The 13123-nt window shown below is 50.7% G+C and carries 4 protein-coding genes; 1 reads left to right on the forward strand and 3 read right to left on the reverse strand.

The window, feature by feature from the left end:
* The first annotated feature begins 484 nt into the window (after positions 1-484).
* Positions 485-1414, forward strand: a complete 930-nt coding sequence (locus JGK14_RS13630) for an SH3 domain-containing protein (RefSeq protein WP_293325396.1) — start codon at positions 485-487, stop codon at positions 1412-1414.
* Between the two features lie 532 nt (positions 1415-1946).
* Here JGK14_RS13630 and JGK14_RS13635 read toward each other — a convergent pair.
* From JGK14_RS13635 to recR, 3 genes are all read right to left on the reverse strand, one after another.
* Positions 1947-9323: a DUF4347 domain-containing protein gene (locus JGK14_RS13635; protein ID WP_325315181.1), complete on the reverse strand. Its 7377-nt coding sequence runs from the start codon at positions 9321-9323 to the stop codon at positions 1947-1949.
* A gap of 787 nt (positions 9324-10110) precedes the next feature.
* Entirely contained in the window at positions 10111-12228 is a 2118-nt protein-coding gene (locus tag JGK14_RS13640; protein ID WP_293191239.1) for a prolyl oligopeptidase family serine peptidase, read from the reverse strand.
* 174 nt (positions 12229-12402) lie between these two features.
* On the reverse strand, positions 12403-12996 hold the full coding sequence (gene recR / locus JGK14_RS13645; RefSeq protein ID WP_293177858.1) for a recombination mediator RecR: 594 nt from the start codon (positions 12994-12996) through the stop codon (positions 12403-12405).
* Positions 12997-13123 lie beyond the last annotated feature (127 nt).

Below are 13123 nucleotides of genomic sequence, written 5' to 3' on the forward strand. Positions count from 1 at the left end.
GTCAATACTGGCAAGCGTCAGGGTTTAACTGCTTATCAATCTATTCAACAAGCTCTCTCTACTGATGGCTCCATTTTTTCCCCTAGTTGAGCAATTACGTTATTTGCTATTCAAAAATTGACTCCACAGCCGCGATTAGGGGACTTCAACTAATGCTAGCGATTGGCGCTCTTTGCGGTAATTTTAAGGTAAAGTGCGATCGCCTGCCACACATGTGAACTGTAGACGGTTGACTCTTCCCCTCTCCCCCTCTCCCTCTCTCCCTCTCGCCTTCTCGGGTTCTACCATAACGAGCAATTTACAGGTGCAGCAGCTTAATTTTTCCTCGCTTAAATCTTACGCTGCATTAATTTATACAAATAAAAATTGACTTGCAGGCAGTATTCTGTTATAGACAGTATTTTTCTGGAAGACAAATCGCTTTTTTTGCTATATTGACCAGCAATAAAGATAATGGTTTTGATTAGATTGAGGAGTTGAACGGATGAAAAACTTGAATTGCTGGAACAAACCCGCTGCATTGCTGGGCGCGATCGCCATTGTAGCCGGAAGTGTGCAGGCGACTGCGATCGGTGTTGCCACCTCACCAGCATCCACTACCAGTCAGGATGCTGAAAAAATTTCCTTTGAAGACAGCGCTACTTTTCAAATCGCCCAAGCTGACACGCTTTGCCGCAAAGTAACTCCCAAAGAAGGTTTGACAGTTCGCCAGAGCCCAGACCCCAAATCCGCGAGAGTTGGCGGTGTAGCCATGAATACTCAGGTAACACTGTTCCAAGGCGCTACTTCTGTTAAAGCCTCCGACGGCCGCCTCTGGATTCAAATTACCGCTCCCGTAAAAGGGTATATAGCTACCGGATACCCGAACAACGAGGCTAATTTAGCTTCGTGCACAATTAGTCAAGCTCCTTCCCCAAGTCCAGCACCAGCACCTGCGCCAGCACCTGCACCAGCACCTGCACCTGCACCAGCACCTGCACCTGCACCAGCACCTGCACCTGCACCAGCACCAGCACCTGCACCAGCACCAGCACCTGCACCAGCACCTGCACCAGCACCTGCACCAGCACCTGCACCTGCACCTGCACCTGCGCCAACACCAGCACCAACACCAGCACCAGCACCAGCACCAGCACCTGCGCCAGCACCTGCGCCAACACCCGCACCAACAACGGGCCCCGTCAGCCTGTGCCGCCAAGTAGAACCTCGCGTAGCACCGAAAGGTCTGGCTATTCGTGCGGAGCCTTCAAAGACTGCGACAGTTAAAGGCGGCGTACCCGCTAACGGTCAAGTAACGCTTGTGCCGAATTTCCAGTTAGTCAAAGATAAGAATGGAGAAGACCGCAATTGGGTTGAGATTTCAGCCCCTGTTCCGGGATTCATCTCGGCTGGAAACTTGATCATGTGCAAGTAAACTTCTGAGTTCTATCAGATCGAATTTGGTTTGTAGTGAGGACATTAGCCCACATTCAAGAAGGACTAAAGTCCTTACTACAAACCTTGCTACAGTCGAGTTTTAGATTATTAAAAATTATCGAAACGCCACAGAAATTGTAAGTTGCTGTGGCGTTTTCTTATGAGAAGAGGGTAATTTCGCGACCAATTATAACCCAATACGGTTTACTTAACGCTTTTGATGAATTTTATCTGACGATTTTTGGATTATAAAGAGGTGAAGTAGATATTAAGAAGATTTTACCGCAGAGAACACAGAGAACACAGAGAGGGGAGGGATAAAAGGTTTTTTTCCAAAACTTTCGCAATACTCTTGCCTCTGCGCCAAAAGCGCCCCAATACGGTTCAAAACTCTTCTCTTGATGGAGTGGATTGTATTTCAATACGGTTTACTTAATGCTTTTGATGAATTTTATCTGACGATTTTCTGGCAATATAGCCATTTTGGGCAAGTCAGATTTTTCTTAAGTAAACCGTATTGAATTATAACCCTAAGAAGGCAAGATAATTGATGACAGGAAATCCGAGGATCCGATCGCCCCATTAATCCCCACCAGATTCGCTAAAACCCGATCGGTTCCTGCGACTCGCAGCAACGTACCGTCAGGAGTGGTGCTCAATTGCAACTGCTGGAAACTCAGGCCGCCAGTCAAAACAAACTTATCGACGCCTACCTCGAAGCCGATCGCAGTATCAGTACCACTGTCAGCACCCAAGACAAATCGATCGCTCCCAATACCTCCGATTAAAGTATCGTCGCCCAAGCCACCAAACAGCCAGTCATCACCATCACCCCCATTGAGCAAGTCGTTATCCTTACCGCCAATTAGGGTATCGGTGCCAGCATCTCCATTCAGGGTATCTTCCCCTTCATTGCCGTAGAGCAAATCATCGCCAGCATCGCCATTGATGCAGTCTTGCTGGTCGTTTGCGCCCACCGAGACAGCCCGGTTATCGGAGCGATCGCCATAAATGGTATCGTTGCCCTCGCCACCGCAGAGCTCATCGCTGCCGTCACCGCCGTAAATCTTGTCGTTGCCAAGATCTCCGTGGATGAGGTCGTTATTTTTACCGCCGTAAATGCTGTCATCGCCTTCACCGCCACTGATGGTATCGTCAGCTTCGTCGCCGAAGAGTACGTCAGCACCAATGTTGCCAAAGATCAAGTCCTGGCCGTTGATATCTTGAGCTCGACTGCGAGCGCCACCGTATATCGTGTCATCGCCACTGTCGCCGACAAGGGTATCGGAGCCTAATTCGCCCCAAATCAAGTCATTCTCTTTGCCGCCCCAAACGCAATCATTGCCTTTGCCTGCTTGCACGGTGTCATTGCCGTTGCCACCGGCGATGATGTCGTTGCCGGTGTCGCCAAAGATTAAATCTCCTTCGCTAGCACCGTTAACTGAGTTGGAACCGCCTTTGTCGCCTAGCAGAGTATCGTTGCCTGCGCCGCCGTAGAGGGTATCAGAGCCTAATTGAGCGTAGATGAGGTCATTGCCTTTACCTCCGTAAGCGCGATCGTTACCTTTGCCTGCAACCAGGGTATCGTTGGCTTCTTGGCCACTGAGGAAGTCGTCGCCGTCGCCTCCATAGAGCAAGTCGCGTCCCTGGGAATCGAAGTCTGTGTTGCCGTTGAAACCGCCAAATAAGGTGTCATTGCCGGTGCCCCCAATCAACGTATCGGAGCCGATTTGGCCCGAAATGATGTCATTTTCTTTGCCTCCAAGGGCAAGATCGTTACCTTTGCCGGCATGGATGGTATCGTCGCCTTCGTTGCCGTTAATGATGTCTGCGCCGTTACCTCCGAAGATCAAATCGCGATCGTCCGCAGCGCTGCTAGAGTTATCGCGGCCGTTATCTCCCAAAATCGTATCGGCACCTTCATCTCCAAACAGGGTGTCAGAGCCTAAGTCGCCTGCAATCCAGTCGTTCTGCTTGCCGGCACGGATGATATCGTTGCCCTCGCCACCGTAAGCAATATCCGTGTCAGTGTCCGCAAAAATCCTGTCATTGCCTTCATTGCCGTAAATTTCGTCGGCGCCGTCTTTGCCTAAAATCAGGTCGTTCCCTTTTAAACCGATGATTTTTTGGTTGCCTTTGTTGTCTGCGATCGAGTCATTGCCGTCTGTACCTTTGGTGGTTTGTCCCTCTCCCAGTTGCGAAATTGGCCGGACAAATCGAACTCCGGGCGCTGGTGGCGGCGGTGCAAAGTTAATTCCTGGTTTTTCTACAATGGGTTCGCACAGACAGTCGGTGTCTGGTTCGGCGATCGGATTTGATATTGGGGTTGGTGTTGGCGCCACCAGCCCCAAGATTGCAGCGACAGTAGCGGTAGCGGGACTAATGCCGCCGCGATCGTCTGTAGCGCTGTAGCTGAAAGTGGCTCCCGTAAAACTTCCTGTGGTTTGGAAAAATAATTGCTCAATTTGTGCCGGAGTTAGAACTTGGCCGGGTGTGACGCGAACGCCGCCGTTGGCTGGATCTCCTAAAAATAGAACTCCTTGGTTGGCTGGGGGCAGGGTGTCGATCGTGTAAGAGGCGATCGACCCGTCGGGATCGCTGCCTCCCAATCCCGGAACCTGGGCGCTGCCACTGGGAGCAATACTGAAGTTAGCATTGTTCACCAATGGCGGTAAGTTGGTCGTCGGGCGAATCGCAGCAACAGTAGCGGTGCCGGGACTAATCAGGCCGCCGTTGTCGGTGGCGCTGTAGGTGAAATTGGCTCCCGTAAATTCGCCCGTCGTTTGGAAAAATAGTTGCTGAATCTGTCCGGGAGTGAGAATTTCACCGGGTGCGATCGCTATCCCACCGTTAGCAGGATCTCCTAAAAACAGTGTTCCTTGGTTCGCCGGTGGCAAAGTGTTGATTGTGAAAGAGGCGATCGTCCCGTCGGGGTCAATTCCTCCCAATCCTGGAACCCGCACGCTGTTGTTGGGCGGAATGTTGAAGTTGACATTTATGCCAACTGGAGGTTGGTTGAGAACAATTGGCGCCGGAGTCGGAGTCGGAGTTGGAGTCGGTGCCGGAGCTGGAGCTATGGCAGCAACTGTAGCATTAGCGGGACTGGTAGCACCGCGATCGTCCGTAGCGCTGTAGTTAAAATTCGCTCCTGTAAAGTTGGCCGTCGTTTGCAAAAATATTTGCTGAAGCTGTGCGGGAGTCAGAACTTGGCCGGCTGTGACGCGAACGCCTCCGTTGGCGGGATCTCCTAAAAATAGGACTCCTTGGTCTGCTGGGGGCAAAGTATTGATGGTGTAAGAGGCGATCGATCCGTCGGGGTCGGTTCCGCCCAATCCCGTGACTAACCTGCTACTGTTGGGCGGAGTGCTGAAGTTGACATTTGTGGCAACTGGCGGTTGGTTCGGCACCGGAACCAAAGCGGTAACTGTAGCATTGGCGGGACTGGTGGCGCCTTGATTGTCGGTGGCGCTGTAGGTAAAATTGGCTCCCGTAAAGCTGCCCGTCGTTTGGAAATATATTTGCTGAATCTGTGCCGGAGTCAGAACTTGACCGGGTGTGAGTCGAACGCCTCCGTTGGCCGGATCTCCTAAAAATACCTGTCCTTGGTCTGCTGGGGGCAGGCTGTTGATGGTGAAAGAGACGATCGTCCCGTCGGGGTCAGTTCCTCCCAATCCCGGAACTCGCGGGCTGGTGTTGGGGGGAACAGTGAAGTTGACATTTGTGGCAACTGGCGGCTGGTTGGGAGGCGGCACTGGTGCAGGAGTTGGTGTCGGCACCGGTGCAGGAGTCGGTGTCGGCACTGGCGCAGGAGTCGGTGTTGGCACTGGCGCAGGAGTTGGTGTCGGCACCGGTGCAGGAGTTGGTGTCGGCACTGGCAGAGGGATTGCCGCTACAGTTGCGGTAGCAGCATTGGTGGCACCGCCGTTGTCGGTGGCGGTATAGCTGAAGTTGGTTCCCGTAAAGTTGCCTGTGGCTTGCAAAAATAGTTGCTGAATCTGTGCCGGAGTCAGAACTTGGCCTGGTGTCACCGCTACGCCTCCGCTGGCGGGATTGCCTAAAAATAGCTGCCCTTGAGAGACAGGTGGCACGGTGTTAATCGTAAAAGAGGCGATCGTCCCGTCGGAGTCCGTGCCTCCCAATCCGGTCAATAAAGCGGTGCTGCTGGGCTGCTGGCTGCTGTTGACAGGATTGGCAACCGGAGGTTTGTTGACCGGTGCGGGTGTTGGCGATGGTACTGGAATGGCGGCGGCAACGCTAGCGCTGGCGGGGGTGGTAGCGCCTTGATTGTCGGTGGCGCTGTAGCTGAAGTTGGCTGCGGTAAAAGTGCCTGTAGATTGGAAAAATAATTGATTGATTTGAGCGGGCGTGAGAATTTGACCTGCGGTGACGGCAATTCCCCCAGAGGCGGGATTGCCTAAAAATAGCACCCCTTGAGCGACTGTCGGCAGGGTGTTGATTGTGTAGGAGGCGATCGTTCCGTCGGGGTCGGTTGCTCCGAGTCCGACAATGTTGGCTGTGCTGTTCGGAGGTAGGCTGATGTTGGCGTTGTTGGCTACAGGAGGTTTGTTGGGTGTCGGCAGTACCGCAGAGACGGTAGCGGTGCCGGGACTGGTGAGGCCTTGATTGTCGGTAGCGCTGTAGGTGAAGTTCGCTCCGGCAAAGGAGTTGGTCGCTTGGAAAAATAATTGATTGATTTGAGCGGGTGTGAGAGTTTGACCCGCTGTGACGGCAATTCCCCCAGACGCGGGATTGCCCAGAAACAGGGTTCCTTGGGCTGCTGGCGGTAGGGTGTTGATGGTGAAGGAGGCGATCGTCCCGTCGGGATCTGTGCCTCCCAATCCGGTCAGTAAAACGGTGCTGCTGGGTGCGATCGCGCTGTTGGCGTTATTGGCTACCGGAGGTTGGTTCGCGGCAACGATCGCAGTTGTCACTTGAGCGTTCGCAGCCGTACCGTTGTTGTTGTCACTGTTAGGATCGGCGGTGGCGGCAGTGCTTCTGGCAGTGTTGACAACGCTGCCAGTGGCAGGAGCAACAACGCTGACAGTGCGGGTGATGGCGTTGGCTGCCCCGCTTGCCAAACTTGCGATCGCCGGGAAGCTAACAATACCTGTGGCTGGGTTGTAACTGCCACCGTTGGAAGCTGTCACTCCCGTTAACCCCAGAGGCAGAGTATCGGTGATGACGACGTTGGTGGCGCTGGAAGGGCCGGCGTTTTGGGCGGTGATGGTATAAGTGGCAGTGGCTCCCGGCGCGATCGATGCCGGGCCTGCTTTGGTGGTAACTACGTCGGCGCTGGGAGTGATCGTGGTGGTGACTTGGGCGTTTGCAGCCGTGCCGTTGTTGTTGGCAGTATTGGGATCGGCGGTGTCGGAGGTGCTTCTGGCGGTGTTGGCGACTGTGCCGCTGGCAGGAGCAACAATGCTGACTGTGCGGGTGACGGCGTTGGCTGCCCCGCTTGCCAAACTTGCGATCGCCGTCCAGGTGACAATACCTGTGGCAGGGTTGTAAGTGCCACCGTTGGAGGCTGTCACTCCGGTTAAGCCCACAGGCAGGGTATCGGTGATGGAAACGTTGGCGGCTGCCGAAGGGCCGACGTTTTGGGCGGTGATCGTATAAGTGGCAGTGGCTCCGGGCGTGACAGATGCCGGGCCTGCTTTGGTGGTAACTACGTCGGCGCTGCTCGTTATCGTGGTGCTGACTTGAGCGATCGCAGCCGTGCCGTTGTTGTTGGCACTATTGGGATCGGGAGTTTCGGCTGTACTCCTGGCAATGTCGATGACAGTGCCGGTATTTGGGGTACTGAAGCTGACTGTGCGGCTGACGGCGTTAGCCGCACCGATGCCCAAAGTTGCGATCGCCGTCCAAGTGACAACACCTGTGGCAGGATTGTAACTGCCCCCGTCGGAGGCTGTCACTCCAGTTAAGCCTGCGGGCAAAGCGTCTGTTACCGTCACATTGGTAGCGCTGCTCGGCCCGCTGTTTTGTGAGGTAATTGTATAGGTGACCGTCGATCCAGCCACGGCTGTTGTCGGGCCTGTTTTTGAGGTGATGATGTCGGCTGTAGCGGGAACGATCGCAGTTGTAGCTTGAGATACTACCCCTTCACCGGTGTTGTTAATCAGGTTGGGATCGAAAGTGCTGCTGCTGCTAAATGCCAGGTTAGTTACCGATCCGATTGTGGCAGGTGCAGTCACGGTAATACTGCGGGTAACGCTGGCACCGTTAGCCAGAGTCGAAATCACTGGCCAACTGACACTCCGCGTTGTCGGGTTGAAAATCCCACCATTATCGGCGCTGCTGAAAGTTAAGCCCGGAGGCAGGGGATCTTGAATTAGGACGTTGGTAGCGTCGTTGGGCCCGTTATTGGTGGACGTAATGGTGTAAGTAATACTGCTGTTGGGTAGGGCAAATGCGGGGCCAGTTTTAACCGTGGCAATATCGGCTGAGATGGTAGGTGCTGTGACAGTTTCAACGCTGAGATTGCGAATTTCGTGAATGTTGGTCACTGCCCCTGTCGAACTAGCAAAACCAAATTTGAAAGTCGGCGGAATTGTGCCATTTACAGCCGCCAAATTTGGGATGTCGATCGCACTTTCGCCCGGGCCGTTAAATAAGTTGTCGCCGTTTAAGTCGATGTTAACGAAAAAACGGCTGGGTATTGTGGGAGTAGACGGTTGTAAAGTAATTTGAACTCTTTTTCTGGCAAGAGTGCGATCGGTAACGGTAGGATTATCTATGCCGCCGGGAATTACATTGTTAGTTAAAAACTTATATTCTCCGGTTTGGCTGCCTCTAATTCCTACCGCATCAGGTATCGATCCCGGGCCACCTAAACGCCCTTCACTCGGATCTGAAAAATTGCCATATTCGTCAAATCCAACACCTAAATAACCTCCGACAATCCCCGGTATACCAGAACTGTTGTTGGGAGCATAACCGAGAGAACCGCCGAATCCACCTGCTTGAGTTGGTGTAGCAGCCCCGTCAATTAAGAAGAAACTAATGCCGTCGGCACCGGTGCCGTCATAGGCAAATAAATCAAAGGCAACTCTGATGCCGTCAGTCGAAGAAATTGGGTTGTTGTAGATGACAAAAGCTGCTTGGTTGTTCGCATTCGATGTTAATCTTAAAGCGCCACTGCCCGGAGGATCGCCCAGCCCTAAACTGGGAATGATGCCGGGGCCGCTACCTGAGGTTAATCCCGGTTGAATTGCACCGCCGCTAGTTCCGTAGATCCAAGGCCCTAATGCTGTGGGATTTTGAAAGCTTTCGGTAACTAATGTTCCGAGGACATGATTGTAGGTTTTTAAGACTTCTGGTTTAAAGGCTAGTTCGGCATCGATTTGTCCTGTGGTAATTTCTAATTCCCAGTCGCCGCCTAGTGCTGCACTCCCAGTTAAGTTGTTAGAAGCAGCAATATTTGCTCCAGTTAATTCGCTGAGTTTTTGTATGAATTTAATGCCCGATTCGCCGACAGCTACGTTACATCCATAAAGTAAAATGCTACCGGGTTTGTTAAGGGCTTTTCCCCACTGCTGCAATTGACTGCTGTAGGTTTCTAGGTTATCAATATTCAGTTCTGTCCGACCGATCGCGACTGCTGCTTCTCGGCCGTGAGAAACTACGTGCAGGCTGTTGATGCTGTGGTAATGCCCCAAAAATTCGGTGATTTGTGCGATCGCATCTCTGGTTGGATCGAGCACCAATACTTCGCTTCCGGGTTTGACTCCACGGATCAATTCCTCGTAGTTTTCTACTCGGGAGTCAACAACGACTAGATATGTTTTCGATTCTAGATACGCTGTAGAGTTTGCTGGCTTAAAAAATAAGTTGTTGGTAGTGGTAATATTAGTAGATTTGCGTATTTTTACGGCTGACACATTCGACGTATTGGGGCTCGTTTTCATAGTTCGCTGATTTAGTTACTTAGTTTTAAACTACCCCCTTTGAGAACATTCGATATACACGGAAATATAAATTTACTGTAAATTATATTTACGAAATAAATTAAACACTTACGTGTTTTGTTGAAGTTAAGATGTGAGGGAAGGATTGGATAGACAATGCTGTATCAGCTTCGCGCATTAACCTAGGTAATAAATCACTACACCCTTAGATATGCAAGCATTATCTGGTTTTGATTGCGCCACTCAAGTATTTTTCTTGAAAAGAAATTAATCCCATAACCTTGAGATTGCGATCGGCACTTACTTACGTATTGCTGACAAAAAGGCAGTGATTCCGGTAACGGGATGCTTCTCAGTACAGTTGGGAGTGTAATTTTTTCTGAAATCTTGACCGTAAATCCACTGAAAAAAACGTTTCCGAGAATTAGAAAATTTTTTGATTGTAGCTTGGATTTACTACTTGTGGGAGTTGACATTGCCACGAACTTTACTTAATAGGGTTTCATCTCTAAAAAGCTCAGAACCAAGGCTAAACCATACAAAAAGTTACAGAATGTCAGGCAAATTAAGACAAGTGGGAGTTGACAAGTTACACTAATTTATGCTGTAGCGATCGGTTGTCCGCAGCCACAGGCCATGAAACGATCGCACAATTTCCACATTGAACATCAGGTTAGCAGCAAAAGATGTGTCAGATCATACCATCAGGTAAGTGGTGTTCACCAGCAGTTGAAGAGAGGAGTGCGGGTGCGCGCCTAGGGAATAGGCGCACCCAATCCCGCGCTGGTTAAACGTTAATATCGAGTTCGCGCACCAAAAAAGCCCATTCATCTGCCAATTCTTCAATGACTTTAGCGGTAGGTTTGCCACCCCCATGTCCCGCTTTTGTTTCGATGCGAATTAACACCGGTTTTTCGCCTGCGTGCGTTGCTTGCAAAGCCGAAGCAAACTTGAAACTGTGGGCTGGAACCACTCTATCGTCATGATCCGCAGTTGTAATCATTGTCGCCGGATAAGCAGTTCCCGCTTTCAGATTGTGCAGCGGAGAATAGGCGTGAATTGTGGGAAACTCTGCGGGATTGTCCGACGAACCATATTCAGGAACCCAAGCATGACCAATGGTAAACTTATGGAAGCGCAACATATCTAGGACGCCGACGGCGGGCAATGCTGCACCGAACAATTCTGGCCGCTGAGTCATGCAAGCCCCCACCAATAAGCCGCCGTTGCTACCACCTGCGATCGCCAATTTAGCAGGTTTGGTATACTTATTCTCGATCAACCATTCCGCAGCGCTGATAAAGTCATCAAACACATTTTGTTTGTTCAACTTTGTCCCAGCTTGGTGCCACGATTCGCCGTACTCGCCACCACCCCGCAAACAAGCTGTCACATAAACTCCGCCCATTTCCAACCAAACCAGCCTGCTAAGAGAAAAACTTGGAGTCAGCGAGATAGAAAAACCACCATAACCATACAGGTAAGTGGGGTTATTGCCATCTAGCTGCAAGCCTTTTTTGTGCGTGACAAACATCGGTACTTGCGTACCGTCTTTGCTGGGATAAAATATTTGTTTTGTCTCGTAATCCTCTGGATTAAAATCAACCTTTGGCTGCCGATAAATGCTACTTTCATCAGTCAGCATATTGTAACGGTAGATTGTGTTCGGAGTCGTGAAGCTGGTGTAAGCATAAAAGGTTTCGGTGTCGTGCCGCTTGCCGCCAAAACCTCCTGCCGAACCAATTCCCGGCAAGGCTACTTCTCGCGCAAAAGAGCCATCTAAGTTGAAGATTTTAATCTGAGTGTAGGCGTCTTTCAGGTAAGAAGCGACAAATTGATTGTTGAGAAGGCTAATGCCTCCCAGGGTTTCGGCTGCTTCGGGGATGATTTCGGTGAACCCCCCCTTGGTAAGGGGGGGATTCAGGGGGGTGTCAGCGCCCGCTAGGGATGAAGGAGGAGGGTTGTTAGTGTCGATCGCAATTACGCGGCCCAGCGGTGCATTCAAGTCGGTTTGAAACCAGAACAATGAGCCTTCGTTATCAATGAAACTGTACTCAGCCTCGAATTTGTTAATCAGTTCGACAATGCTTGATTCCGGCGCGGTTAAATCCTTGTAAAAAATCAGGTTTTGCGGGTCAGTGCCGAGCCAGACTGATATAATCAAATACTTGCCGTCTTCCGTAACACCACCGCTAAATCCCCATTCTTTTTGGTCAGGGCGATCGCAAATTAATACATCTTCAGATTGCGGAGTACCGAGCTTGTGATAGAATAGCTTTTGGTAATAGTTAACATCTTCGAGTTTGGTTTTTTCGTTGGGTTCATCGTAGCGGCTGTAAAAAAAACCTTTACCGTCGTGAGTCCAGGCTGCACCTGAGAATTTCAGCCATTTTAAATGGTCTGATAAATCTTCCCCAGTTTCCACATCGCGAACTTTCCATTCCTGCCAATCCGAGCCAGAAATTGACAAACCGTAGGCCATAAGTTGGCCGTCTTCGCTGAGAGCTATGCCGCCGAGAGCAACGGTTCCGTCTTCTGAGAGAGTGTTCGGGTCAATTAATACTTTTGGTTCGCCGTCGAGAGATGTTAAAGTGTAGAGTACGGATTGATTTTGCAGACCGTCATTCTTGTAGTAAAAATAGCGATCGCCCTGTTTAAAAGGTATGCCGTATTTCTCGTAATCCCACAGTTTAGTCAGGCGCTGTTTGATTTTTTCCCGCGCCGGAATTTGGCTGAGGTAGCCGAAAGTGACTGCGTTTTGAGCTTCCACCCAGGCTTGAGTTTCCTCTGAATCCGGGTCTTCCAGCCACCTGTAGGGGTCGGATACTTGGACGCCGTGGTAATCGTCTGTTTGCTCGGCTTTGCGGGTTGTGGGGTAGCTTAAAGGGCGATCGAATTGAGTCATATTTTTCACTCTCAGTAACTTTATTCAGTTTAACCTTTTTTACAAAATTGTCATTGCGAACCTCAATAAAGCAATCGCACTTTCTTCTCTCCCATCTTCCTACCCTTCGGGAACGGCTTCGCCGAACGTGTCCTTAGCGTCTTCGCGGTTCATTTCTCTTCTCTTTCAATTCACCTAATCCAATTCCCTCCTTCCTTCCAAAGCACGAGCCAAAGTTACCTCATCAGCATATTCCAAATCTCCCCCCATCGGCAAACCAAAAGCTATTCGCGTAACCTTGGTAAAAGGCTTTAATAAGTGACCGATATAAAGAGTAGTAGTTTCGCCTTCCACGCTAGGACTAATCGCAATAATAACTTCAGCGATCTTTTGCTGGCTGACGCGGCGGACTAATGGCTGAATGTTCAATTGTTCCGGGCCAATTCCATCCATCGGCGAGATGACACCGCCGACAACATGATATTTGCCGATGTATTCCCGCGTTTTTTCTAAGGCGATTACATCGCGGGATTCTGACACAACACAAATAGTAGAACCGTCCCGGTTAGTGTTGCGGCAAATTTCGCAAACAGGTTCAGCGGATAAGTGAAAGCATACTTTGCAAAAACCGACTTGTTTTTTGGCATCAATCAATGATTGAGCTAGGGCTTGCACGTCTTCTTCCGGTCGCTTTAAAATATGTAAAGCGAGTCGCTGTGCACTTTTTGGGCCGATTCCGGGCAAGCGCTGCAATTGTTCGATCAAACGGGCTAAGGGTCGAGTGTACATAAAATGAAGGAAGAGGGAAGAAGGAAGAAGGAAGAGGGAAGAAGGAAGAGGGAAGAGGGAAGAGGGAAGAATAACAGAAATTAACCGGGCGCATCTGGGGCGCATGAAAATATATCTGTAGGGGCGA

This window comes from Microcoleus sp. PH2017_28_MFU_U_A, assembly GCF_020738035.1.
Lineage (GTDB): Bacteria > Cyanobacteriota > Cyanobacteriia > Cyanobacteriales > Microcoleaceae > Microcoleus.

Bases quoted from the DNA above. Each gene is read 5' to 3' on its own strand.
- recR (WP_293177858.1), bottom strand. From the start codon at position 12,996: ATGTACACTCGACCCTTAGCCCGTTTGATCGAACAATTGCAGCGCTTG.
- JGK14_RS13640 (WP_293191239.1), bottom strand. From the start codon at position 12,228: ATGACTCAATTCGATCGCCCTTTAAGCTACCCCACAACCCGCAAAGCC.
- JGK14_RS13630 (WP_293325396.1), top strand. From the start codon at position 485: ATGAAAAACTTGAATTGCTGGAACAAACCCGCTGCATTGCTGGGCGCG.
- JGK14_RS13635 (WP_325315181.1), bottom strand. From the start codon at position 9,323: ATGAAAACGAGCCCCAATACGTCGAATGTGTCAGCCGTAAAAATACGC.